23 protein-coding genes are annotated in these 24,737 nt (G+C 73.2%); 12 read left to right on the plus strand and 11 right to left on the minus strand.

What is annotated here, in order from left to right; genetic code table 11:
* Positions 1-110 precede the first annotated feature (110 nt).
* Complete coding sequence (locus ACI789_RS05120) at positions 111-1,310, minus strand: FAD-dependent oxidoreductase (protein ID WP_457007017.1); 1,200 nt, start codon at positions 1,308-1,310, stop codon at positions 111-113.
* Between the two features lie 173 nt (positions 1,311-1,483).
* Positions 1,484-4,228: a DNA polymerase I gene (gene polA, locus ACI789_RS05125; protein WP_457007018.1), complete on the minus strand. Its 2,745-nt coding sequence runs from the start codon at positions 4,226-4,228 to the stop codon at positions 1,484-1,486.
* A gap of 97 nt (positions 4,229-4,325) precedes the next feature.
* On the opposite strand from polA, the gene ACI789_RS05130 reads away from it, so the two are divergent.
* Positions 4,326-4,742, plus strand: a complete 417-nt coding sequence (locus ACI789_RS05130; RefSeq protein ID WP_457007019.1) for a PaaI family thioesterase — start codon at positions 4,326-4,328, stop codon at positions 4,740-4,742.
* A gap of 20 nt (positions 4,743-4,762) precedes the next feature.
* Here the strand turns inward: ACI789_RS05130 and ACI789_RS05135 are convergent, their stop codons facing one another.
* A complete protein-coding gene (locus ACI789_RS05135) occupies positions 4,763-5,158 on the minus strand; it encodes a VOC family protein (protein WP_457007020.1) in 396 nt (131 codons plus the stop codon).
* Between the two features lie 55 nt (positions 5,159-5,213).
* Positions 5,214-5,855 (minus strand): GNAT family N-acetyltransferase, encoded by a 642-nt coding sequence (locus ACI789_RS05140; RefSeq protein ID WP_457007021.1) that lies wholly within the window; start codon positions 5,853-5,855, stop codon positions 5,214-5,216.
* Positions 5,856-6,201: 346 nt separating this feature from the next.
* Between ACI789_RS05140 and ACI789_RS05145 the strand changes: the two genes are divergently transcribed.
* From ACI789_RS05145 to ACI789_RS05165, 5 genes are all read left to right on the plus strand, one after another.
* Positions 6,202-7,404 carry an ABC transporter permease subunit gene (locus ACI789_RS05145; protein WP_457007022.1) on the plus strand — a complete coding sequence of 401 codons (1,203 nt, stop codon included), beginning with the start codon at positions 6,202-6,204 and terminating at the stop codon, positions 7,402-7,404.
* 3 nt (positions 7,405-7,407) lie between these two features.
* Complete coding sequence (locus ACI789_RS05150; protein WP_457007023.1) at positions 7,408-8,406, plus strand: branched-chain amino acid ABC transporter permease; 999 nt, start codon at positions 7,408-7,410, stop codon at positions 8,404-8,406.
* Positions 8,396-9,445: an ABC transporter ATP-binding protein gene (locus ACI789_RS05155; RefSeq protein WP_457007024.1), complete on the plus strand. Its 1,050-nt coding sequence runs from the start codon at positions 8,396-8,398 to the stop codon at positions 9,443-9,445. The genes ACI789_RS05150 and ACI789_RS05155 overlap by 11 nt, the downstream gene beginning before the upstream one ends.
* Positions 9,442-10,299 (plus strand): ABC transporter ATP-binding protein, encoded by an 858-nt coding sequence (locus ACI789_RS05160; RefSeq protein ID WP_456920602.1) that lies wholly within the window; start codon positions 9,442-9,444, stop codon positions 10,297-10,299. The genes ACI789_RS05155 and ACI789_RS05160 overlap by 4 nt, the downstream gene beginning before the upstream one ends.
* A 158-nt stretch (positions 10,300-10,457) precedes the next feature.
* Positions 10,458-10,877, plus strand: a complete 420-nt coding sequence (locus ACI789_RS05165; protein ID WP_457007025.1) for a DUF7712 family protein — start codon at positions 10,458-10,460, stop codon at positions 10,875-10,877.
* Between the two features lie 210 nt (positions 10,878-11,087).
* On the opposite strand, the gene ACI789_RS05170 is transcribed toward ACI789_RS05165, so the two are convergent.
* The 3 genes from ACI789_RS05170 to ACI789_RS05180 are packed head-to-tail and all read right to left on the minus strand — an operon-like array spanning position 11,088 to position 13,863.
* Complete coding sequence (locus tag ACI789_RS05170) at positions 11,088-11,906, minus strand: ABC transporter permease (RefSeq protein WP_457007026.1); 819 nt, start codon at positions 11,904-11,906, stop codon at positions 11,088-11,090.
* Positions 11,903-12,757 (minus strand): ABC transporter permease, encoded by an 855-nt coding sequence (locus ACI789_RS05175; RefSeq protein ID WP_456917693.1) that lies wholly within the window; start codon positions 12,755-12,757, stop codon positions 11,903-11,905. Before ACI789_RS05175 ends, ACI789_RS05170 begins: the two co-directional genes overlap by 4 nt.
* A gap of 29 nt (positions 12,758-12,786) precedes the next feature.
* Positions 12,787-13,863 carry an ABC transporter substrate-binding protein gene (locus ACI789_RS05180; protein WP_456917692.1) on the minus strand — a complete coding sequence of 359 codons (1,077 nt, stop codon included), beginning with the start codon at positions 13,861-13,863 and terminating at the stop codon, positions 12,787-12,789.
* 419 nt (positions 13,864-14,282) lie between these two features.
* Here ACI789_RS05180 and hisD point away from each other — a divergent pair, with 419 nt between their 5' ends.
* From hisD to ACI789_RS05205, 5 genes are all read left to right on the plus strand, one after another.
* Positions 14,283-15,602: a histidinol dehydrogenase gene (gene hisD / locus ACI789_RS05185; RefSeq protein WP_457007027.1), complete on the plus strand. Its 1,320-nt coding sequence runs from the start codon at positions 14,283-14,285 to the stop codon at positions 15,600-15,602.
* 35 nt (positions 15,603-15,637) lie between these two features.
* Complete coding sequence (locus ACI789_RS05190) at positions 15,638-16,639, plus strand: amidohydrolase family protein (protein WP_457007028.1); 1,002 nt, start codon at positions 15,638-15,640, stop codon at positions 16,637-16,639.
* A gap of 8 nt (positions 16,640-16,647) precedes the next feature.
* Positions 16,648-17,634 carry a Gfo/Idh/MocA family protein gene (locus ACI789_RS05195; RefSeq protein ID WP_457007029.1) on the plus strand — a complete coding sequence of 329 codons (987 nt, stop codon included), beginning with the start codon at positions 16,648-16,650 and terminating at the stop codon, positions 17,632-17,634.
* 168 nt (positions 17,635-17,802) lie between these two features.
* Complete coding sequence (locus ACI789_RS05200) at positions 17,803-18,489, plus strand: cyclase family protein (protein ID WP_457007030.1); 687 nt, start codon at positions 17,803-17,805, stop codon at positions 18,487-18,489.
* Positions 18,486-19,367, plus strand: a complete 882-nt coding sequence (locus ACI789_RS05205) for an NAD(P)-dependent oxidoreductase (RefSeq protein WP_457007031.1) — start codon at positions 18,486-18,488, stop codon at positions 19,365-19,367. The genes ACI789_RS05200 and ACI789_RS05205 overlap by 4 nt, the downstream gene beginning before the upstream one ends.
* A gap of 71 nt (positions 19,368-19,438) precedes the next feature.
* Here ACI789_RS05205 and ACI789_RS05210 read toward each other — a convergent pair whose 3' ends face one another.
* Complete coding sequence (locus tag ACI789_RS05210; protein ID WP_457007032.1) at positions 19,439-20,587, minus strand: DUF3500 domain-containing protein; 1,149 nt, start codon at positions 20,585-20,587, stop codon at positions 19,439-19,441.
* A 176-nt stretch (positions 20,588-20,763) separates the two neighbouring features.
* Here ACI789_RS05210 and cimA point away from each other — a divergent pair, with 176 nt between their 5' ends.
* A complete protein-coding gene (cimA, locus tag ACI789_RS05215; protein WP_457007033.1) occupies positions 20,764-22,371 on the plus strand; it encodes a citramalate synthase in 1,608 nt (535 codons plus the stop codon).
* A 73-nt stretch (positions 22,372-22,444) separates the two neighbouring features.
* On the opposite strand, the gene ACI789_RS05220 is transcribed toward cimA, so the two are convergent.
* From ACI789_RS05220 to ACI789_RS05230, 3 genes are all read right to left on the minus strand, one after another.
* Positions 22,445-22,852 (minus strand): hypothetical protein, encoded by a 408-nt coding sequence (locus ACI789_RS05220; RefSeq protein ID WP_457007034.1) that lies wholly within the window; start codon positions 22,850-22,852, stop codon positions 22,445-22,447.
* An 81-nt stretch (positions 22,853-22,933) separates the two neighbouring features.
* Entirely contained in the window at positions 22,934-23,587 is a 654-nt protein-coding gene (locus tag ACI789_RS05225) for a response regulator (RefSeq protein ID WP_457007035.1), read from the minus strand.
* Positions 23,584-24,702, minus strand: coding sequence for a sensor histidine kinase (locus ACI789_RS05230; RefSeq protein ID WP_457007036.1), 1,119 nt, complete (start codon positions 24,700-24,702; stop codon positions 23,584-23,586). The genes ACI789_RS05225 and ACI789_RS05230 overlap by 4 nt, the downstream gene beginning before the upstream one ends.
* Positions 24,703-24,737 lie beyond the last annotated feature (35 nt).

Genomic DNA, 24,737 nt, shown 5'->3' on the forward strand with positions numbered 1-24,737 from the left:
CCACGCCGGGCCGAGCTGCCCGGGGCCGCCGGCGTCCTCCGTGAGGTCGCCGGGCAGCCAGAACGCGCCGCGGCGGCGGTGCACGGGCTCGGCGACCTCGTGCGGGGCGCTCACCGGACCCCGACCAGGGACGGCGTCTCCATCCGCTTGGTCAGCATGAGCCGCTCCAGGAGCGCCTCGCGGTCGTGCTCGAGCGGGCGCAGCCCGGCCATCGTCTGCTCCACGCCGTCCGGGTGCGACGCGTGGTAGATCGAGCGCTTGATGGCCGACGCGGTGGGGCTGACCAGCTCGACGAACACCCGGCGTCGCTCGGCGGCGTAGACGTCGAGCACCGACTCGTCGGCCTCCCGCCGGATCACCGCGGCCAGCGCCTCCTGCAGGACGAAGGTGTCGAACAGGCCGCCGGTCAGCCCCAGGCCGCCGGTCGGGTTGGTCACGTGCGCGGCGTCGCCGGCCAGCAGCACCCGCCCCTCCCGGAAGCGGGTCGCGGCGCGCTGGTGCATGCGGTACGGCGCGAACTCGACCAGCTCGGGGCCGTCGCCGTCCCCGAGCGCCGCGTCGAAGAAGCGCGGCATCCGGTCGCGGACGCTCTCCTCGGGCAGGGCGTCGTCCTCGCAGTACGTGTACCGCCACACACCGCCGCCGTGCGAGTCGTCGAGCTTCGCGATCACGGCGCCGAACTCGTCGTCCACGACGAAGGTGGTCTGCGCGAAGCCGCCGTCCTGGAACGGGTAGCGGACGTTGGTCGCCACGAACCGCTCGGGCCAGGTGAAGCCCTCGAAGTCGATGCCCAGGGCGCGGCGCACGCCGCTGCGGGCGCCGTCGGCCCCGATCAGCCACCCGGCCCGCAGCGACCGGCGCCCCGCCGGCGTCTCGGCGACGACGGTGACCCCGGTGTCGTCCTGGGCGACCTCGACGACGTCGTGCTGCCACAGCACCGTGGCCGAGTCGTACGCGGCCAGCTCGGCGAGCACCAGCTGAACGAGGGCGCCCTGGCCGAGGTGCAGGTTGTACGGCCGGGGGACGACGCCCTCCAGTGGCTGTAGCCCGAAGCGGACCCGCTCCCCCGTCCGGTGCGCCCGGTACTCGTAGTCCTGCTTGAGGAAGCCGCGGGCGGCGGCCTGCTCGTAGACGCCGAGCCGGTCCAGCCCCTCGAGCACCGCCCAGTGGTAGACGGCCGCGCGCGGCGACATGACGACGTCGGGCGCGCGATCGAGCACCGTCACCGGGATGCCCGCCCGGGCCAGGCCCAGGGCGTTGAGGATGCCCACGGGCCCGGCGCCCACCACCAGCACTGTGTCGTCGGTCACGCACCGAACGTCGCCGAGGGGGCGGCGGGGGTCAACCCGCCCTCCGCCCTCCGGAAGCAGCAGGACCCCGTCCTCGGCCGCGGTGCAGGGTCCCGCGCCGAGCCTGCGAGGCAGTGAGGGCCCCGTCCTCCCCGCCCTACGCAGGCTCAGGGCGGGCCCCGGGACGGGGCCGCTCAGTGCGCGGCGGCGTCCCAGCTGGCGCCGAAGCCGACCGAGACCTCCAGCGGCACCGAGAGCTGCGCGGCACCGGCCATCTCGCGGCGGACGAGCGCCTCCAGGGCCGCCTCCTCCCCCGCCGCCACCTCGAGCACGAGTTCGTCGTGGACCTGCAGCAGCATCCGCGAGCGCAGCCCCTCGGCGGCGATGGCCTTCTCCACGTTCAGCATGGCCACCTTGATGACGTCGGCGGCCGAGCCCTGGATGGGCGCGTTGAGCGCCATCCGCTCGGCCATCTGGCGCCGCTGCCCGTTGTCGCTGGTCAGGTCGGGCAGGTACCGGCGCCGGCCCAGCGTCGTCTCGGTGTAGCCGGTCTGCCGGGCGTCGTCAACGACGCTGTCGAGGTAGTCGCGGATGCCGCCGAATCGCTCGAAGTAGGCGTGCATCTGCTCGCGCGCCTCCTCGGTGGAGATGCGCAGCTGCTGGGACAGGCCGTAGGCCGACAGCCCGTAGGCCAGCCCGTAGCTCATCGCCTTGATCCGCCGGCGCATCTCCGGGTCGACGTCCTCGATCGGGATGTTGAACGCCCGCGCGGCGACGAAGGAGTGCAGGTCCTCCCCCGACGTGAAGGCCTCGATCAGGCCCGCGTCGCCGGAGAGGTGGGCCATGATCCGCATCTCGATCTGGCTGTAGTCCGCCGTCATCAGCGTCTGGTAGCCGGAGCCGACGACGAACGCCTGCCGGATCCGGCGGCCCTCGGCGGTGCGGATCGGGATGTTCTGCAGGTTCGGGTCGGTGGAGGAGAGCCGGCCGGTGGCGGCGATCGTCTGCTGGAACGTGGTGTGGATGCGGCCGCCGTCGTCGACCATCGGGATCAGGCCGTCGATGACCGTGCGCAGCCGGGTGACGTCCCGGTGACGGAGCAGGTGCTCGAGGAACGGGTGACCGGTCTGCTCGAGCAGCCAGGTGAGCGCGTCGGCGTCCGTGGTGTAGCCGGACTTGATCTTCTTCGTCTTCGGCAGGCCGAGCTCGTCGAAGAGCACCGCCTGCAGCTGCTTGGGCGAGCCCAGGTTCACCTCGCGGCCGATGACCGCGTAGCACTCGGCGGCCGCGGCCGCGACGCCCTCGGCGAACTCCCGCTGCAGCTCCTGCAGGAACTCCAGGTCGGCGGCGATCCCGCGCTGCTCCATACGGGCCAGGACGAAGGTGAGCGGCAGCTCCATCGCGCCCAGCAGGTGGTCGCCGCCGCGCTGGCCGAGCACCGACTCCAGCGCGTCGGACAGGTCGTTGACCGCGACGGCCTTGAGCACGTCGGCGGTGGCCGCCTCGCGGGCGAGGTCGTCCTCCGACGGGCCCATCCCGTCGAGGGTCAGCTGCGCCTCCTCGGCGGCGGTGTCCTTGAGCTCCCGGCGCAGGTAGCGCACCGCCAGGTCGGCGAGGTCGAACGAGCGCTGGCCGGGCATCGCCAGGTAGGCGGCGAGCGCGGTGTCGCTGACCACGCCCTCGAGCTCCCAGCCGCGGGCCCAGACGGCCAGCAGTGGGCCCTTCACCTCGTGGACGACCTTGGGCCGGTCCCGGTCGGCGAGCCACGCGGCGAGCGCCTGCTCGTCGGCGACGTCGAGGCCGGGGCCCAGGTCGACGAAGGTGGTGTGGTCGTCGGCGGCGGCCAGCGCGAGACCGGTGAGCTCCCCCGTGCCGCGGCCCCACGTGCCGCGGAAGATGACGCCGGTGCGCCCGGTCCGGGCGTGCTCGTCCAGCCAGGCCCCGAGCCCGCCGGCCGGCACCTCGTCGACGACGACGTCGAAGCCGCCCTCGACCTCCGGCTCGGCGCTGGTGAGCGTCGCGAACAGCCGCTCCCGGAGCACCCGGAACTGCAGGTTGTCGAAGAGGGTGTGCACCTCGTTGCGGTCCCACGGCTGGACGGCGAGGTCGGCCGGGCCGAGGTCCAGCGCCACGTTCCGGTCGAGCTCGGTCAGCCGGCGGTTCTGCAGCACCGAGGACAGGTGCTCGCGCAGCTTCTCGCCCACCTTGCCCTTGACCGTGTCGACCCGGTCGACCAGCGCGTCGAGCGACCCGTACTCGCGCACCCACTTGGCGGCGGTCTTCTCCCCCACGCTCGGGATGCTCGGCAGGTTGTCGCTGGGGTCGCCCCGCAGCGCGGCGAAGTCCGGGTACTGGGCCGGCGTGAGGCCGTACTTGGCCTCGACCTCCTCCGGCGTGAACCGGGTGAGGTCGGAGACCCCCTTGCGCGGGTAGAGCACCGTGACGTGCTCGTTGACCAGTTGCAGCGCGTCGCGGTCGCCGGTGGCGATGAGCACGTCCATGCCCTGCTCGACCGCCTGCACCGTCAGGGTGGCGATCACATCGTCGGCCTCGAAGCCCTCGGCGGTGATGACCGGCACGCGCAGCGCCCCGAGCACCTCCTGGATCAGGCTGACCTGGCCGCGGAAGTCCGTCGGGCTCTCGGCCCGGTTGGCCTTGTACTCCGCATAGATCTCGCTGCGGAAGGTCTTGCGGCCCACGTCGAAGGCGACCGCGAGGTGCGTCGGCTGCTCGTCGCGCAGGATGTTGATCAACATGGACGTGAACCCGTAGACGGCGTTCGTCGGCTGGCCCGTGGTGGTGGAGAAGTTCTCCACCGGCAGGGCGAAGAAGGCGCGGTAGGCCAGGGAGTGCCCGTCGAGCAGCAGCAGCCGCGGGCGCACCCCGGCATCTGTCGGGGCGGTGGGGCTGGACGCGGGGGCGGAGACCGGAGCGGACATCGGGGCCGATCCTAGAGAAAGGACCCCGCTGCCCCCCGCCCCTCGCACGCTCGGGTCGGACCCCTGCAGCGGGGCCGCGGCCGGTTACCGTGCCGGGGTGACCCTCGCCCGCCCCGACTGGCTGCCGCCCGGGTTCTCCAGCCCGCTCGACGAGAAGCTGGGCATCGAGATCACCGACTACGACCCCGACCACCTGGTCGCGACGATGCCGGTCGAGGGCAACCAGCAGCCGGCCGGGCTGCTGCACGGCGGCGCCACCTGCGCGCTGGTGGAGACGGTCGGCTCCTGGGCCGCCGCGCTGGGCGCGGGCCCGGGGCGCCGCTGCGTGGGCGTCGAGCTCAACGTCAGCTACCTGCGGGCGGCCACGAGCGGGACGGTCACCGCCGTCGCCACGCCTGTGCGGCGGGGCCGGACGCTGGCCACCTTCCGCGTCGAGGTCAGCGACGACACCGGCCGCCCCACGGCGACCGCCCGGCTGACCTGCATGCTCGGCGACGCGACGCCCTCCTGGTAGCGGCGCGCGGCACCTGGCCGCTACGGGAGGTTCAGCTGCCAGGAGACCCCGAAGCGGTCGTTCACCCAGCCGAAGCGGCGGCTGAAGCCGTAGTCGTCCAGCGGCATCAGGACGGCGCCGCCGTCGGAGAGGCCCGCGAACAGCCGGTCGAGCTCCTCGGCCGATGCCGCGTCGACGAAGATCGAGAAGGACGGCGTGAAGGTGAAGGCGTGCACCGGGGGGCTGTCGAAGCAGCGGAACACCTGGCCGGCGATGGCGAAGGTGGCCTGCTCCACCGTCCCCTCCACGCCCTGCCCGTCGGCTCCCCAGCGGGTGAGGGTCAGGACGCGCGAGTCGTCGAACAGCGACGTGTAGAGCTCGAGGGCGCGCTCTGCCTCGCCCGTGAACATGAGGAAGGGGGTCACCTGCTCCGGCATGGCGGCAGGCTAGCGGCGGCCGCCGACAGGCCCGGCCGCGCGAGCGGTGGCCCCCTCAGCCCTCGGCGGCGTCGGCGACCGGCACCACCCGCGCGAGCGGCCGGCGACGCACCGGGGGACGGCGGGGCACCGGGACGGTCACCCCGCCCCGCTGCCAGGACGACAACGCCCGGGCCAGGGTCTCCCGCGGCACGATCCGCCGTGTGGTGAGCGGCGCGAACCCCATGCGCGCGAAGAACCGCTGCCGCTCGGCCTCGTGCCCACCGACGGCGGCCACGACGTGGTCGGCCCCCGCCTCGGTCGCGTAGGCCACGGCGGCCGCCAGCAGCGCAGCGCCGGCACCGCGACGGCGGTGCTCGCGGTGGACGACGAGGTTGTCGACGGTCACCTGCGGGACACCGAGGACGACCGAGAGCGGGTCGAGCCCCAGGATCGCCAGCCCCACCACGAGCTCGCCGCGCACCCCGCCGTCGGGGGCGTTGGGACCCGGGAGCACGGCCAGCGCCACCCGGTGCCGGGGATCGGCGAGCAGCCGGCGGAAGCCGGCCGCCGCGGCCGCGCCGGGCGTCTGCCCGGTGAGCACCCCCTCGGCGTGCGCCTCGGCCCGGTGCTGGCGCACCAGGGCGAGGACGGCAGGCAGGTCGTCGGGACGCGCCGCGCGCGTCGTGACGAGGGACCTCGAACCGGATCCTGGCACCGGAGTCCTCCCCTGGACGGTGGCAGCAGAGTGCACCCCCGACGGCCCGCGGGCACGGCGGCGCGCCGCTCCGGCGGCGGGGGTGACAGGCGCGGCGTGTCGCGGAAAGGTCACAGGTCGCGGTGAGGACAGCGACTGGAAACAGAGCCGGGTTAGGGTCCCCCGCACTCAGCACGCCCAGGGAGGTCGAGTGACGCACGCGCCAGGCCGTGTCCGACGGCACGGTCGACGACCGGCTCCACCCGGGGACCCCGCCGGGTCCGCGGGCCGGTCAGGTCCCCCCACCCGGCGCCGTTACCTGGTCCGGCTGCTCCTGGTCGCCGTCTTCGGCCTCGGGCTCGCCGCGGTGGTACCCGGCATCGCCCAGGCCGAGGGCGAGCAGGTCGCCGGGACGCTGCAGACCAGCCGCAGCGGGCCCATCGAGGGCGTCGAGATGACCGTCACCACGGCCGACGGCCAGGAGGTCGACTCCGTCGAGACCGACGAGCAGGGCCGCTGGGAGGTCGACCTGCCCGGGCCCGGCGAGTACGTCGTCACGCTCAACGCCGACGACCTGCCCGAGAACGTCCAGCTCGCCGGCGAGGACAACCGCACGGTGACCGTGGACGAGGGCCGCCGGCAGGCGGTCATCATCGGCCTCAACGACGGCAGCCGGGAGGGCGGGGGAAGCACCGTCCGCGCCGTCCAGCTGCTGGTCGACGGCATCCGCTTCGGCCTGCTCATCGCCATGTGCGCGGTGGGCCTGTCGCTCATCTTCGGGACGACGGGGCTGACGAACTTCGCGCACGGCGAGCTGGTCACGATCGGCGCCGTCGTCGCGTGGTTCATCAACGTCCGGGGCGGCGTCCCGCTGATCCCGGCCGCGCTGATCGCCATGGTGGTCGGGGCGGCGGTGGGCGCCCTCAACGAGCTGGCGCTGTGGCGGCCGCTGCGCCGCCGCGGCACCGGCCTGATCGCGGCGCTGGTCGTCTCCATCGGCCTGTCCCTGGCCCTGCGCTACCTCATCCAGCTGGTCTACGGCGGCCGGTCCAACCCCTACCAGGGTGTCGGTGGGGGCCGCGCGGTCGACTACGGCCTGTTCCGGCTGACCAACGCCGACCTCACCTCGATCGTCATCTCGATCGTCGTCCTGGTGCTCGTCGCGCTGATGCTGCAGCGCACCAAGATCGGCAAGGCCATGCGGGCGGTCGCGGACAACCGCGACCTGGCCGCCTCCTCCGGGATCGACGTGAACCGCGTCATCCTGGTCGTCTGGATGATGGGCGGGGGCCTCGCCGCGCTCGGCGGGGTGCTGCTGGGCCTCTCCGACCAGGTGCAGTGGGACATGGGCTTCCGGCTGCTGCTGCTGATGTTCGCCGGCGTCACGCTCGGCGGGCTGGGCACCGCCTACGGCGCCCTGATCGGGAGCCTCGTCGTGGGCGTCTTCGTCCAGATGTCGACGCTGGTCATCCCCAACGACGTCAAGTACGTCGGCGGTCTGCTGCTGCTGATCGTCATCCTCGTCATCCGGCCCCAGGGGATCCTGGGCAGCCGCGTCCGGGTGGGCTGACCCTTGAGCGAAGTCATCAACGCACTCGCCGTCGCGGGCAAGGCCGCCCTGGGCTTCCAGGCGATCTTCTTCGTCCTGCTGGCCGTCGGCATCAACGTGCAGTTCGGCTACACCGGCCTGCTGAACTTCGGCCAGATCGCCTTCGCCATGCTCGGCGGGTTCGGCATCGCCATCTCGGTGAGCAAGTGGGGGCTGGACTTCTGGGTGGGCGTCGCGATCGGCCTGCTGTCAGCGGTCGTCCTCGCGCTCCTGCTCGGTCTGCCCACCCTGCGGCTGCGGGCGGACTACCTGGCGATCGTCACCATCGCCGCGGCGGAGGGGCTGCGATTGCTCTTCCGGTCCGTCTCGGCCACGCCGTTGACCAACGGCACCCGCGGCATCTCGGCGTTCAACGGCGACTTCCTCGCGCTCGCGCCGTGGGCGACCAACGAGCGCTACCGCATCCTGGGCACCAGCTGGTCCGGCGGTGAGCTGTGGGTCGCCTTCGTGGGCTGGGTGCTGGTGCTCCTGTCCTGCCTGCTCATCTGGGCGCTCATGCGCAGCCCGTGGGGCCGCGTGGTCCGCTCCATCCGTGAGGACGAGGACGCCGTCCGCGCCCTCGGCAAGAACGTCTACGTCTACAAGATGCAGGCCCTGGTCATGGGCGGCATCCTCGGCGCCCTCGGCGGGATGGTCTACGCCGTCGGCACCGGCTCGGCGATCCCCGACCAGTACCAGAACGCCAACACGTTCCTGGCCTACGCCGCGCTGATCCTCGGCGGCGCCGCGACGGTGTTCGGTCCGGTGATCGGGGGGATGATCCTGTTGTTCATCCTGCAGTTCGCCGACGCCGGGCTGCGCGCGCTGATCGACAACGGGGTCATCCCCGAGGGCCTGCTCACCTCCACCGACGTCGCGACGATCCGCTTCGTCCTCGTGGGGCTGGGGCTCATGCTGTTGTTGGTCTTCCGGCCACAAGGCATCTTCGGTGACCGACGAGAGGTGATGCTCGATGCCCGCTGACCCCACGCCTGCTCAGCCGGGGCAGCCCGAGCCCCCCGCGGGCAGCGGAGCGCACGCCGCGTCCCTCGACCCGGCCGCCGGCGGCGCGCCGCGGCGGGTGGCCCAGGCCGCCCTGCGCGACGTCCCGTGGGAGGTCGGCGTCGCCAAGCCCGACCCGATCGTCGTGGTGGACGGCGTGACCCGGACCTTCGGCGGCCTCACCGCGGTCGCGGTGGAGCACCTGGAGATCCAGCGCGGCGGCATCACCGGCCTGATCGGCCCCAACGGTGCCGGCAAGACGACGCTGTTCAACCTGCTCACCGGGTTCGACCAGCCCAACGCCGGGCGGTGGACCTTCGACGGCAAGTCGCTGTCCAACCTGCCGCCGCACCGGGTCGCCCGGCTCGGCGTCGTCCGCACCTTCCAGCTGACCAAGGCGCTGTCCCGGCTCACCGTGCTGCAGAACATGCTGCTCGGTGCCCAGGGCCAGAAGGGCGAGAGCTTCTTCGGGGCGCTGCTGCCCGGCTGGAAGTCGCAGGAGCGGGCCAACACCGACAAGGCGATGGAGCTGCTCACCCGCTTCAAGCTCGACGCCAAGAAGGACGACTTCGCCGGCACCCTCTCCGGCGGTCAGCGCAAGCTGCTGGAGATGGCGCGGGCGCTGATGAGCGACCCGAAGGTCGTCATGCTCGACGAGCCGATGGCCGGGGTGAACCCGGCGCTGACCCAGAGCCTGCTCGGGCACGTCAAGGACCTGCGCGAGCAGGGCATGACGGTGATCTTCGTCGAGCACGACATGGACGTCGTCCGGGACATCAGCGACTGGGTGGTCGTCATGGCCGCCGGCCGGGTGATCGCCGAGGGGCCGCCGGAGTCGATCAGCCAGAACCAGGCCGTGGTCGACGCCTACCTCGGCGCCCACCACGACGCCCCGCTCACCGTCGAGGAGGAGGACCGCGTCCTCGCCCAGGCCGAGCGCGAGATCGCCCGCGAGGAGCACGTCGACGGCGACGACGTCTTCAGCTCCGACGTCCCGCCCCAGGAGAGGACCGACCGATGAGCGACCCCCTGTTCGAGGTCGACGAGTCCGGCGAGGACCTCACCCGCGCCGACCAGGCCGCCTCGCCGGCCGCGACGCTGTCCCCCGCGGAGAAGGCCGCGACCCGGGAGGAGCACGTCCGGCTGGCCGAGGGCGCGCTGGTCCGGGCCGACGACCTGGTGGCCGGGTACGTGCCGGGCGTCAACATCCTCCGGGGCTGCGACTTCTACCTCCAGGACGGCGAGCTCGTCGGGATCATCGGGCCCAACGGCGCCGGCAAGTCCACGCTGCTCAAGACCCTGTTCGGGCTCATCCCCGTCCGGTCGGGCTCGGTGACGCTGCGCGGCGAGGACATCACCTCCGCTCCCGCGCACCGGCTGGTGTCGCTGGGGGTCGGCTACGTCCCGCAGAACAACAACGTGTTCCCCTCGCTGACCATCGAGGAGAACATGCAGATGGGCGTCTACCTGCGGCCGAAGACGTTCAAGGAGCGCTTCGACTACGTCATCGACCTGTTCCCGCTGCTCGGCGAGCGCCGCAAGGGCAAGGCCGGTGCGCTGTCCGGCGGCGAGCGGCAGATGGTCGCCATGGGCCGGGCGCTGATGATGGACCCGTCGGTGCTGCTGCTCGACGAGCCGTCGGCCGGCCTGTCCCCCGCCTACCAGGACGAGGTGTTCATCCGCTGCCGGCGGATCAACGCCACCGGGGTCTCGATCATCATGGTCGAGCAGAACGCCCGGCGGTGCCTGCAGATCTGCGACCGCGGGTACGTCCTCGACCAGGGCCGCAACGCCTACACCGACACCGGGGACAACCTCATGCACGACCCGAAGGTCATCGAGCTCTACCTGGGGACGCTCGCCAAGGCCCACTGAGAGAGGACCGCCCTTCCCCCCACGCCTCGCAGGCGCAGGCGGAGGTCCCCTGAAGGGCGGCCGGTCCAGCGCCTCACCACGACGGCGCCGTCCCCACCCCGGGGACGGCGCCGTCGCGTGTCTGCAGGTCCGGCTCGCGCGGCGGGTACGGGGGCGGCATGAACTGGACCTGGAACATGCGGTCGCGCGACGGCGGCATGAACGGCCTGGAGTTCGCCCGGGCCACGACCGCCGGCGGTTTCCGCCGGGTGCTGGTGCACGCCGCGCCCGCCCAGCTGCACGTCGAGGTGGTCGCCGACGACGACAGCGTCGTCCTGCGCGCCGACGCCGACCGCGAGGGCGACTACTCCCCCCTCACGCTGCTCGAGCTCGGCGACGACGGCATCCGCCGCAGCGAGGTGTGGCCCGGACCGGAGCTGCACGGCGTCCCGGTGGTCCTGCCGGGCGGAGAGGTCGGCGTCCTGACCGCCTGGGAGCACGCCGAGGACCGCAGCTGGTGGCGGTGGTCGGTGGAGTTCTCCAACCACAAGGGCCGGCCGGCGGACTGGCAGCCCGCCGGCCAGCGCCTGCAGCGCTGAGCGGCCCGGACAGCACGGTGGGGGGGGGGGGGGGGGGGGGGGGGGGGGGCGGGGGGGGGGGGGGGGGGGGGGGGGGGGGGGGGGGGGGGGGGGGGGGGGGGGGGGGGGGGGGGCGGGGGGGGGGGGGGGGGGGGGGGGGGGGGGGGGGGGGGGGGGGGGGGGGGGGGGGGGGCGGCGCCCCCCCCCCCCCCCCCCCCCCCCACCGGTCGGTCAGTGGGCGGCGTCCCGCCAGCGGAAGGCGCGCCTCGACAGCCGCTCGAGGATGAGCTGGTCGAGGATGATGATCACGCCGACGAAGAGCACCACCCAGGCCGCGAAGCCGGCGAACTGGTTGGCGTCGTACCAGTACCGGGCCCGGTAGCCGGCGCCGCCCGAGCCGCCGAACCACTCGGCCAGCAGCACGCCGTTCCAGCCCATGATCACGGCGAAGCGCAGGCCGGCCATGATGTACCCGGCGACCGCGGGCAGGACGAGGTCCTGCACCCGCCGGGTGAGCGGGACGCCGTAGGACGCCGACATGTCGCGCAGGTCGCGGGAGATGCCCCCGACGCCCTGGGCCACGTTCACGATCACGAAGGGCACCGCGGTCAGGAACGTGGTGACGATCGGGCTGGTGTGGCCGAAGCCGAACCACATGACCGTGAGGAAGGCCCACATGATCGCGGGGATCGACAGGCCGACCAGGACGAGGCTCTCGCCGAACGCCCGGGCCATGGGGGACAGGCCGATGAGGACGCCGACGAGGATGCCGACTACCACCGACAGCCCGACCCCGATGCCGAACCGGTAGAAGGTGTCGGCGAAGTTCCCGAACACCTCCCCCCGGCGGAACTCCTCGACCAGCGACTCGACCACCGACACCGGGCCGGGGATCCGCTCGAAGAGCCAGGCGAGCACCACCCACAGGAGGAACGCGGCCAGGTAGAAGGTGGCACGGGCCGCCCGGTCGGAGCCGAGCCGCCGCTGCCAGGCCGGCCGGGACCGGGCGATCTCCTCCTGGGACAGACGGCGGGTGAGCGTGTCCGTCATCGGGCCGCCCTCTCTTCCGGGCGCCAGGCGAGCACGCGCTGCTCCAGCTTGCGCAGCAGCAGGCGCTCGATCAGCAGCATGAACAGGATGAACAGGGCCATCCAGGCGATGACGCCGGTGATGTTGAACAGCTGGTACTCGGTGCGGATCTGGAAGCCGACGCCGTTGGTGCCGCCGAACACCTCGGTCAGCGCCTCGACCTTCCAGGCGACCGCGAAGGACATCCGGACCGCGGCGAACAGGAAGGGCACGATCGTCGGGAGGAACACGTCCCGGCGGATCTGCTGCGGGCTGCGGCCGAACGCCTGGCTCATCTTGACCAGGTTCTGGTCGACGCCCCGGATGCCCTCGGCCACGTTGAGCGCCACGTAGGGCGTCGACACCAGGGCCACGGCCAGCACCGGGCCGAGGTCCGACAGGCCGAAGATGATCAGCGACAGGACCGCGTAGGTGAGCGCCGGGATGGTGCCCGCGACGGTCACGCCGTCCAGGAAGAAGGCCTTCCAGTAGTTGTAGCGGCCCATGAGGTAGCCGACCGGGGCGCCGATGAGGACGGCGACCCCGAAGCCGGCGAACGTCTTGAGGACGCTGGCGAGGAAGTCCGACACGAGGGCACCGCTGGCGACGATGTCCCACATCTCGACGCTGACCTCGAGCGGGTTCGGCAGGGTGCCGAAGGGCAGGTAGTACGCGGCCACCTGCCAGACGCCGAGCATGGCGGCCCAGCCGGCCAGGAGGAGGGCGAGGTGCCGGCGCTTGTTGCGCGCGGCCGCGCGGCGAGCCTGCTCCTCGCCCTCCTGCCAGGTGACCGCCGGCGCCGTCGGGGGCGCCTCGACCACGGGGTTGGACATGGTTCTCCCTCGTCGGGTCGTGCTGTCGGTCAGGGCTGCTGGAGGTCGGTGGTGAAGTTCGGGTCCTCGACGTCCTGCTCGATGAAGCCCGTCTCCCGCATGAGGTCGAAGACCTCCATCTCGCCGTCGGCCCACTCCTGGTCGATGTAGGCGCTGTCGACGAACCAGTCGAACTTGTTCTCCAGCCAGTCCTGCAGGAAGGCCATCTCCTCCGGGTTGCGGACGGCGAAGTCCTCCGGGTAGGCGGCGATGATCTCGTCGCGGTGCTGCTGCCACTCCTGGATGCCCCGGTCCCACAGCTCGATCAGGAACTGCGCCTCCTCCTGGTTCTTCTCCACCCAGGCCTCGCGGGCCACGAAGACGTTGGTCTGCGGGTGGGTGAGGACCGAGGAGTCGCTGGCGTAGTTCTGCGCCCAGAACTGCGCGGCGGCCTGGCTGTCGTACAGCGGCTTGATCTGGCCGCCCATCAGCTGCGGGACGGCGAAGTCGGGCAGGCACAGGCACGCGTCGGCGTCCCCGCGGGCCACCAGGTCGGCCAGGTTCTGGATGTCGGTGACGACCAGCTCGTAGTCACCGCCGCCGGCGCGCAGGTCCAGGCCGCACTTCTCCTTGGCGTACATGCCCCAGATCAGCGTGATGCTGACGTTGGTGAACGTGGCGATCTTCTGGCCCTTGAGGTCGCAGATGGTCTGCGCGGGGTTGTCCGCGCCGACGGCCACGATGCTGCGGTCGGTGTTGTACTTGCCGAAGACGGTGGCCGGCTCGCCGGTCGCCTCCTCCAGGTCGGGCACCTCGTAGCTGGCCGCCGAGATGACGTCGGCGTGGCCCCCGGCGTAGACGCCGAACTCGTCCCAGGACGACGAGGTCAGGATCTGGATGCCGGCGGCCTCCTCCATCTCCTGCTTGATGCCCTGGTCCTCGAGCCACTTCCAGACCGGGTCGGGCGCCATGACCATGTTCACGACGCCGTTGGCGTCCTTCGCCTCGCCGGCCGCCTGACTCGATCCGCCGCCGGACGCGCACGCGGTGGCCGTGACCGCGAGCGCGGCCACCCCGGCCACCAGGCGCAGCTTCCCCGCCCGGGTGCTGCCTGCCCTGTTCCCCATGGGTTCCCTGCCTTCTGGTCGGGGACGCGTCCGCCGCGTCCGTCGCACGGGTGCCGCTCGTGGTGACTGCCGGCGCACCTGCCGCCGGCCGGTGGAGCTCAGGCGCCCGGTCGCGAGCCGGCCGGGGGAGCGTGCCGGAGTGTGACCGAGACCACGTATACGGGCCGGAACTGTGCACGGGAGTGCCTGTACACGTCAAGCACTCGTCCATCGCCGACTGCCGGCCGGGGGCCCGGTGGCGGGGCGTGGCGCCGGCCGGACGCCCGGCCATCGGCCCGCTGGCGCATCGCTGACCTGCGGCTTCACGGAGCGGACGGCCCGCGGCGGCGCGCTGCGCCGGTCGCCGACCGACCGGCCGCTTGACATGACTAGGTATGCACAACACGATGCAGGCCCCGACGTGACCTGGAGCACACCTGATGATCCGGCAGCTGAAGAAGAGGGCCTCCGACGCCGCACCGCGGCAGGGCTCGCCCGAGGTGGCCGACGTGGTCGCCCGCGTGATCGCCGACGTCCGCACCCGGGGCGACGAGGCGGTGCGCGAGTACTCCGAGCGGTTCGACTCCTGGTCCCCGGAGGACTTCCGGCTCGGGCCCGAGGAGGTCGAGCGCATCGTCGCGGGCGTGGACCCCGAGGTGGTCGACGACCTGCGGACGGTGCAGGCCAACGTGGCGGCGTTCGCGCGGCACCAGCTGGACTCGATGCGCGAGTTCGAGGTGGAGACGCAGCCCGGCGTCTTCCTGGGGCAGCGGCACCTGCCGATCGCGGCGACCGGCGCCTACGTGCCCGGTGGGCGCTACCCGCTCACCGCCTCGGCGCACATGACGGTGGTGACCGCGAAGGTCGCCGGGGTGGGCCGGGTGACGGCGTGCACGCCGCCCATCCGCGGGCAGGTCCCCGCGGCCACGGTCGCCGCGATGCACCTGGCCGGCGCGGACGAGATCTTCCTGCTCGGCGGGGTCCAGGCCGTCGCCGCCATGGCGCTGGGCACCGAGACGATCGGCAAGGTGGACCTGCTGGCCGGCCCGGGCAACGCCTACGTCGCCGAGGCCAAGCGGCAGCTGTTCGGCGAGGTCGGCATCGACCTGTTCGCGGGCCCCACCGAGATCCTCGTCGTCGCCGACGACAGCGCCGACCCCTTCGTCGTCGCCGTCGACCTGCTCAGCCAGGCCGAGCACGGCCCGGACTCACCGGCGGTCCTGATCACCACGTCGGAGACGGTCGCGCGGGAGGCGATGGCGCACGTCGACCGGCTGCTCCCGGACATGCCGACCGTCGACATGGCCGGCCCGGCATGGCGGGACCACGGGCAGGTCCTCGTCGTGGACGACCTGGACGAGGCCTACCGGCTGGCCGACGAGTTCGCCAGCGAGCACGTCCAGATCCTCACCGAGGAGCCGCGCCGGGCGCTGGAGCAGATGCGCAACTACGGTGCCCTGTTCCTCGGGGAGGGGACCTGCGTCTCCTACGGGGACAAGGTCATCGGCACCAACCACGTCCTGCCCACGCGCGGGGCCGCCCGGTACACCGGCGGCCTGTGGGTGGGGAAGTACCTGCGGACGGTGACCTACCAGGAGGTCACCGACCCCGCGGCCAGCGCCGCCCTCGGCGAGCTGTGCGGCCGCGCGGCCCGGATCGAGCTGTTCGAGGGCCACGCCCGCTCCGGCGACGTCCGCGCGGCCAAGTACGCGCAGGCCGACCTGCCCTGGGCGCCCGACGTGTACGCCCCCGTCTCCTGACCCGACGCACCCCGATCCCCTACCGAGAGGACGCCATGTCCGGCCGCACCGTCGACATCCACGCCCACGTGTTCACCCCGGCGTGCCAGGAGCTCGTGAAGGGCCTCATGGAACCGCAGTACGAGCCGTTCTCGTACTGGGCCGGGGCGGAGACCAACGAGTACCAGCCCAAGCACACCGCCGAGATCATGCCCAAGCTGACCGACGTCGACGTCCGGCTGGCCGACATGGACACCATGGGGATCGACGTCCAGGCGATCTCGGTCGCCCCGCCGCAGTACTACTACTGGACCGACGTCGAGCTCGGCCGGACGCTCGCGCGGATGCAGAACGAGAACCTGGCCTCGATCGTGGCCGACCACCCCGACCGCTTCGTCGGGCTGGCCACGGTGCCGCTGCAGGACGTGTCCTCCGCGGTGGAGGAGCTCGAGCACTGCGTCCGCGAGTACGGCTTCCGCGGTGTGGAGATCAACACCAACGTCTTCGGCCTGGACCTCGACGACCGGCGGTTCCGGCGGTTCTTCGCCAAGGCCGAAGAGCTCGACGTCGTCGTCCTGCTGCACCCCAACGGCTTCACCCACGGGGAGCGGCTGCAGAAGTACTACATGACCAACGTGATCGGGAACCCGCTGGACACCACGGTCGCGATCAACCGGATCATCCACGGCGGCGTCCTCGAGGACCACCCGGCGCTCAAGCTGTGCCTGGTGCACGGCGGCGGGTTCCTGCCCTTCTACTCCTCGCGGATCGACCACTCCTACGAGCTGCGGCCCGAGGGCCGGCACCACATCAGCCGGCCGCCGAGCACCTACCTCAAGCAGGTCTACGTCGACTGCCTGGTGTTCGACTCCGTCCACCTGGAGTTCCTCATCCAGCAGATGGGTCCCGACCACGTGGTCATCGGCACCGACTACCCCTTCGACATGGGCCACTACGACCCGCTCGGGCAGATCGACGGCGTCCGGGGCCTCAGCGACGAGGACCGGAACCTGATCCGCAGCGCGACCGCCGCCAAGCTGCTCAAGCTGGACGGCTGAGGCCTGCCGTGGACGTCGCCGTGGTCGGGCTGGGCTGGTGGGGCCAGAAGGTCCTCGACGAGCTGGCCGGCAGCAGCACCGTCCGGGCGGTGGTGGGTGTGGACCCCCAGCCGGCCGGGCGGGAGCGGGGAGCGGCGCGGGGCCTGCCGACGACGGCCGACCTCGCCGAGGCGCTGGCCGACCCCGCCGTCGAGGCCGTGGTGCTGTGCTCGCCGCACCGGTTCCACTCCGCGCAGATCGTCGCCGCCGCCGAGGCCGGCAAGCACGTGTTCTGCGAGAAGCCGTTCAGCACGACGGTGGACGACGCCGACGTGGCCCTCGCGGCCGTCGCGGCGGCCGGCGTCCAGCTGGGCGTGGGGCACGAGCGGCGCTTCGAGCCGCCGGTGGTGGAGCTGCAGGAGCGGGTGCGCTCCGGCGAGCTGGGCACGCCGCTGGTCTTCGAGGGCAACTTCAGCCAGGACAAGTTCCTGGCGCTGCCCCCGGACAACTGGCGGCTGTCCAGCGTCGAGGCGCCGGTCGGCCCGCTGTCGGCGACCGGCATCCACCTGGTCGACCTCGCCGTCGGCCTGCTCGGGGAGCCGGTGGAGGTGTGGGCCCGGCTGGCCACCCGCGCCACGTCGTTCGGCAACGGCGACACGCTCTCGGTGACCCTCGGCTTCGCCAGCGGGGCGACCGCGAGCATCACCGCCATCCTGACCACGCCGTTCATCGGGCGGATCTGCCTGCTCGGCTCGGAGGGCTGGATGGAGATCCGCGACCGCGCCCACCCGGAGTCCCCGGCCGGGTGGGACGTCACCACGCGATACCGGGACAGCGAGCCGACCACCCGGTTCGTCCCGCCCAGCCCCGCCGTCCGCGACAACCTCGAGCGCTTCGCCGCCGCCGTCGAGGGCACCGCCGAGTACCCGATCCCGCCGAGCGACGTCCGCGCCACCGTGCGCGCGTTCGAGGCGATCACCCGGTCGGCCCTCAGCGGCGCGGTGGAGCGCGTCTAGAAGGACCCCCTGCTCCCCACGACTCGCCGGCTCGCCGCGGGCCCCTGCAGGGGGCCACCCCGTCCCACCGCACCACCCGTCCCCAGAAGGACCTCGTCCTCCCCACCCCTCGCAAGCTCGGGGCGGTTCCCAGGACGAGGCCGTCAGTCCCACTGCCGAGGAGAGCGCATGCAGATCATCGACCTGTCCCAGGACATCTACGAGGGGATGAAGGTCTACCCCGGGCACCTGAAGACCGTGCAGTTCGAGCACGCCACGCACGAGGAGACCGCCCCCCGGTTCGAGGGCGGCTTCTCGTTCCAGACCACCGGGTTCATCCTCAACGACAACGGGCCCACGCACGTGGACTCGTTCTCCCACCTGGACCCGGCGCCCGGCGCCGAGACCATCGACCAGATGCCGCTGGAGCTGTTCTACGGGCCCGCGGTGTGCCTGGACGTGACCGAGTTCGCGCCGCAGACCGACATCACCGCCGAGGACCTCGACCGGATCGAGGCCGCGTCGCCGGTCGACGTGCAGCGCGGCGACATCGTGCTGTTCCACACCGCGACCTGGAACAAGTTCGTGGGGGACAAGCGGTACCTCACCGACTTCGCGGGGCTGGGCGAGTCCGCGGCGGAGTGGATCGTGCAGCGCGGCGTGAAGACCTTCGGCGTGGACAGCCCCACCCCGGACAACCCGGCGAGCAAGAGCTACCCGATCCACATGATGTGCCGGCGCGAGCACATCACCCACTACGAGAACCTGGCCAACCTCGACCAGGTGGTCAACCGCCGGTTCACCTTCGTCGGCTTCCCCCTCAAGGTCCGCGGGGCGCACGGCGGCCCCACCCGCGCGGTGGCGCTGGTCGAGTGAGCGGGGGTCAGGGCGCTCCGGTCGTCGCCGTCCTCGGCACCGGCACGATGGGTGCCGGGATGGTGCGGTCGCTGGTCCGCGCGGGCGTGCCCGTGCGGATGTGGAACCGCGACGGTCGCAAGGCGCAAGCGCTGGCCGGTCCGGGCGCCGAGGCGTGCGACTCGCCGGCCGCGGCGGCCGAGGGGGCCGACGTCGTCCTGACGATGCTGTTCGACGCCGGTGCGGTGGTCGACGCGGTCCGCCGGGCCGCGCCGGCCGCCGGCACGGTGTGGCTGCAGTGCTCGACGGTCGGCATCGAGGACGTCGAGCGCCAGGCCGAGCTCGCCCGGGAGCTCGGCCTGGTGCTGGTCGACTGCCCGGTGCAGGGCACCCGCAAGCCCGCCAAGGAGGGCGCGCTGGTCCTGCTCGCCTCCGGTCCGGACGACGCTCGCGAGCGGTTGGCGCCGGTGTTCGACGCGCTCGGCCGCAAGACCCTGTGGCTGGGGGAGGCCGGCGCCGGGACCCGGCTCAAGCTGGTCTGCAACGCGTGGGTGCTGACCCTCGTCGCCGGCGTCGCGCAGTCGGTGGCGCTGGCCCGCGGGCTCGGGCTGGACCCGCAGGACTTCTTCCGGGTCCTCGAGGGCGGTCACCTCGACGCCCCGTTCGCCCGCGTCAAGGGCGCGGCGATGATCGACGGCGACTACGCGGTCTCCTTCGCGCTGCCGGGAGCGATGAAGGACGTCGACCTCATCCGGGCCGCCCTGGCCGCGGCCGGGATCTCCGACCGGTTGGCCGCCGCCGTCCACGCCGCACTGGAGACGGCGGCCGGCCGCGTCGACGACCCCGCGGCGGTGGACATGGCCGCGCTCGTGGAGGGGCTGCCGGTGGACGCCCGCTGAGCCCCGCGGTCAGCGCGCACCTGCCGGCGTCCGCGCCCGATCCGTTCCTCGCTGCGGTGCTCTCCGGGCCGTCAGCCGGCGTGGTGCCGGCTCCGGTGCTCGGCGAGCACGTCGAGCCCGAAGTCGGCCTGCGGGTCGCGCCACACCGAGTGCGCGTGGTTGGCCCCGCGGGCGGTGTTGTCCCACTCCACCAGCAGCCGGGGGGCCTGCAGCCGGTAGTAGTGCGGCTGCCCCGGCTCCAGCGAGCCGGCCCACGCCACGTGCACCCGGTCCAGGTCGACCTGCGGCGCCAGCCCGTCGGGCACCCGGCCGACGTAGGCGCTCAGCAGCGTCTGCAGCAGGGCGCGCTGCTCGCGGTCGAGCTCGGTCGCGGGCAGCCCCTTGGGTTCGGCGGTCAGCGCCAGCCGCCGGTGGTCGGCCGGGCCGAAACCGCTGGCCCCCTCGGCGGTCTCGGCCATGCGGGTCACCCGCTCCAGCAGGCGGGGGTCGGTGAAGCGCTGCCGCCAGATGTCGGACAGCTGGATCAGCTCGTCCCCCTCGTCGATGCGCGGACGGTTGCCGCCGACGATGTCCGACGGCGCCCGGTCCAGCAGCACCGCGGCCGCGCGCAGGTCCGGGGGCAGCGACCGCACCAGGTCCCGCGCCAGGTCCTCGACGCTGCCCAGCAGGCGGAGGTCCGCGCCGCCGAGCACCGGTGCCGAGGCCGGGTCCGCGCCCACGAAGCACGGGGTCGTCGACCGGACGGCACCGTCGACGACGAGGTTGTTCAGCGAGACGTGGTGGCCGCCGAAGCGCCAGCCCCAGGGCCGCTCGCCGCCCGGGGTGCCGAAGACGCGCAGGTAGTACAGGCCCGGGTCGCGCCCGCGCTCGCGACCCCAGTCGACCGACCAGCCCTCCAGGTGGTCGAGGACGTTCTCCCAGCCGATGACGGAGGCGACGGTGACGTACCCGGCGGTCGACAGGCCGCTGGCGACCAGCCGCATGGCCAGCTGCTGCTGCGCCGGGCGCTGCCGGCCCAGGGGGAGCCCGCCGTGGTCGGTCGGCGTGTAGTACCACCGCAGCCGCTCGGCCTCGGCCGCCTCGTCGTCGGGGCCGGGCCAGGCGGCCAGCTCCCGCTGGTCGGGGTCGAGCGCGTCGAGCCAGGCGGTGGCGGCGTCGGCCATGGCCTCGGCCACCTCGCGTGCCGCCATTCCCGCGGCCGGGTCGCTGGTCGTCGTCATGGCCCCGAACCGTAGGACCTGCCGAGCCGCCGTGGTTTACTCGTCGTGATGCACCCCACCGGCTCGATCATCATCGCCTAGCGCGCAGTCACCTCCCCGACTGCGCGCAGACCTCCCGTACCCGGGGGGTCTTTTTCGTGTTCGGGCCGTTGCCGACCAGCTCCCGGGAGACCCCGATGCCCCTCGACCCGCCCACCGCCGCCGACTTCCACGTCTTCGACACCACCCTGCGCGACGGCGCGCAGCGGGAGGGCGTGAGCTACTCCGTCGCCGACAAGCTGGCCGTGGCCCGGCTGCTCGACGAGATCGGCGTGGGGTTCATCGAGGGCGGGTGGCCCGGCGCGCTGCCCAAGGACACCGAGTTCTTCGCCCGTGCCCGCACCGAGCTCAAGCTCCGGCACGCCCAGCTGGTCGCGTTCGGCGCCACCCGCAAGGCCGGCGTGCGGGTGGAGGACGACCCGCAGGTGCGGGCGCTGCTCGACGCCGAGACGCCGGTCGTCTGCCTGGTGGCCAAGTCCGACGTCCGGCACGTCCGCGACGCGCTGCGCACGACGCTCGAGGAGAACCTGGCGATGGTGCGCGACACCGTCGAGTTCTTCGTGCGGCACGGCCGCCGGGTGTTCCTCGACTGCGAGCACTTCTTCGACGGCTACGCGGCCGACCCGGACTACGGCGTCCGCGTGCTGGAGACCGCCTTCGCCGCCGGCGCCGAGGTCGGGGTCATGTGCGACACCAACGGCGGGATGCTGCCGATGGGCGTGGGCCGGGTCGTCGCCGACGTCCGCTCCCGGGTGGCCGGCAGGCTGGGCATCCACTGCCAGGACGACACCGGCTGCGCGGTCGCCAACAGCCTGGCCGCGGTGGAGGCCGGCGTCACCCACGTCCAGGGGACGGCGAACGGCTACGGCGAGCGGGCCGGCAACGCCGACACCTTCGCCCTCGTCGCCAACCTGGTGACGAAGATGGGGCTGCCGGTCGTGCCGGCCGAGTGCCTGCCGGAGCTGCAGCGGGTCAGCCACGCGATCGCCGAGCTGGCCAACATCGCCCCCGACGAGCACCAGCCCTACGTCGGCGCCTCGGCGTTCGCGCACAAGGCCGGGCTGCACGCCAGCGCGATCAAGGTCAGCCCCGAGCTGTACAACCACCTCGACCCGGCCGTCGTCGGCAACGACATGCGGATCCTGGTGACCGAGATGGCCGGCCGGGCCTCGGTGGAGCTCAAGGGCCGCGAGCTCGGCGTCGACCTCGACGGCCACCCCGACGCCATCGCCCGCGTCGTCGACCAGGTCAAGGTGCTCGAGGCCGACGGCTGGTCCTTCGAGGCCGCCGACGCCTCCTTCGAGCTGCTGCTGCGCGCCCAGCTGCCCGACGCCCCGGCGCCGCTGTTCGAGCTGGAGAGCTACAAGACCTCGGTCGAGCACTGGGGCAACGGCGTCGTGGTCAGCGAGGCCACCGTCAAGGTGCACGTCGACGGCGAGCGGATCATCAGCACCGGGGAGGGCAACGGCCCGGTCAACGCCCTCGACAACGCGCTGCGGCAGGCGCTGGTGAGCCGCTACCCGCAGCTGGCCGACGTCCAGCTCGCCGACTACAAGGTCCGCATCCTCGGCTGGAAGGGCGGCACCAGCGCCACCACCCGGGTGCTCATCGACTCCACCGACGGGGTGGGGGAGTGGACCACCGTCGGCGTGCACGACAACATCGTCGAGGCCTCCTGGCACGCGCTGGTCGACGCGCTGACCTACGCCGTCCGCCACCGCGCTCCCGCAGCAGCCCAGGCCTGAGCGCGCCGCGGGCCGTCCGTCCTCGGGGGACGGACGGCCCGCGGGTGGCCGGTCCGACGGGGCGCGCTGCCCCTCAGTGGCAGTACTCGGCGGGGCGCAGGAGCATCGCCAGCGCCATCAGCGGCAGCATCGCGACGTGCCCGACGGTCATGAGCACACCGCCGGAGACGGCACCCGCCCAGTAGGGCGCCAGCAGGACGGCGAACGGCAGGTACATCGCGGCCGACATCTCGGCGACCGCCCGCCACGAGTGGCCGCGGAAGCGCATCCACGCGCCCATCCCGATCGCCATGTTGGTGGCCATGACCACCACGGAGACGTCGAGGCGGTCGTCGAGCCCGGGCCAGACCAGTTCCTCGACCGGCCCGAGCGCGACCATCCCGACGACCATCGCCACGACCATCTCGAGGTAGTGGCGGACGAAGTGCCAGGTGCGCCGCCCGCGGGAGGCGGTGTGCTGCGGGGTCTGCGTCGTCGTCATGCGGTCAGCGTCGGGCGTCGCGGCGTCCCCGCCACGTGCCGGAGGTCACGGTCGCCGGTCACGACCCGGCACGGTCGGTGGTCAGACCAGGTCGAGGGCGCGGGCCCGCAGGGCGGCCTGGGTGCGGTCCCGGGCGCCCAGCTTGACCAGCACGTTGGTGACGTGGTTCTTGACCGTGCCCTCCGCCAGGAACAGCGTCGCGGCGATCTCCCGGTTGCTGCGCCCGTCGGCCAGCAGCCGGAGGACGTCGAGCTCGCGCGCGGACAGCGGGTCCACCAGCGGCTGCGGGCGCGGGCGCGGGGCGTCGTCGAGCTGGGCGAAGCGGGCGACGACCTTGGCCGCGACCGACGGCTGCAGCACCGACTCCCCGCGGGCGGCCGACAGGAGCGCCTCCACCAGCCGGTCGGAGGAGACGTCCTTGAGCAGGTAGCCGACCGCGCCGGCGCGCAGCGCGGCGAACACGTCCTCGTCGTCGTCGAACGTCGTCAGCGCCAGCACCCGGACGGCGGGCTGCTCGACCCGCAGCCGCCGGGTCGCGGCGATCCCGTCGAGCACGGGCATGTGCAGGTCCATGAGGACGACGTCGGGCTGCAGCTCGGCGGCCCGCTCCAGCGCCTGCGCGCCGTCGGCGGCCTCCCCGGCCACCTCCACCTCCGGCCGCGCACCGAGCAGCGTGACCAGGGCCTCGCGGAACAGCGCCTGGTCGTCGACGACCAGCACCCGGACGGCGCTCACCCGGGCACCTCCACCAGCAGCGCCGTGCCCTCGCCCGGCGCGGACTCGACGGTCAGCCGCCCGCCCACCCGGGCCGCGCGCTCGCGCAGCCCCAGCAGCCCGAAGGTGCGCCGGTCCCCGGTGTCCCGGGAGGCCGGCAGGCCCCGGCCGTCGTCACGGACGGCGAGCCGCACCGTGCCGTCGCCGGCGTAGGTGAGCGTCACCCGGGCGCTGGTGGCTCCGGCGTGCTTGCGGACGTTGGTCAGCCCCTCCTGGGCCGAGCGGAACAGCGACTCCTCCGACTCGGGAGGCAGCCGGCGCTCGGGCCCGACCACCTCCAGCGTGGTCGGCAGGCCCGCGGCGGACACCTCCGCGGTCAGCGCCGCCAGCCCCGCCCGCAGCGCCGGAGCCGCCGCCGGGTCCCGCAGGGCGGCGACCGACCGGCGGACCTCGGCGAGCGCCTCGCTGGCCTGGTGCTGCGCCTTGGCCAGCACCTCGTCGGCGCGGCCGGGGTCGGTCGGCAGCACCGCCCGGGCGGCCTGGACCTGCATCTGCACCACGGTGAGGTGGTGGCCGAGGCCGTCGTGGATGTCGCGGGCCAGCCGGTTGCGCTCACGCGTGGTGGCCAGCTCCTCGGCCTGGGCCGCGTGCCCGCGCAGCAGCTCGTTGGCCTCGGCGAGCTCGGCCCGCGCGCGCTGCTCCCGCCGCAGCAGCTCGGTCACCACGGCGGTGAAGACGGCGGCGCCCAGCAGGCCCAGCCCGTTGCGCACGAAGTCCGCCCACCCCATGCCGAGGTGCACCAGCGGCACGACCGCCGTGACCGCCGCGGCCCCCGGGAGCGGCAGCAGCAGGACGCTCTGGCTGACCAGGACCAGCAGCAGCAGGGTCGCCCCGACGCCGGCCTGCGCCGCGCCGAACAGCAGGGCGCCGAGGGGCAGCTGCAGGCACACGTGCCCGGCGGTCAGCCAGTAGCGGCGGGGGACCGGCTGCCGGGTCAGCCAGGGGAACGTGACGAGCGAGTGGACCGCGTAGGTGACCCCGAGGGCGACCGCGAGCCACGGGCGGGTGTCGTCGGTGGCCTCGACCACGACGGTGAGCAGCGCGACGCAGGTCAGCACCGCCAGGGCGCGGTTCACCCGGTCACTCTCGCGCCGCGGGCGCGGCCGGTCAA

The sequence above is a fragment of the Geodermatophilus sp. SYSU D00965 genome, from assembly GCF_054050075.1.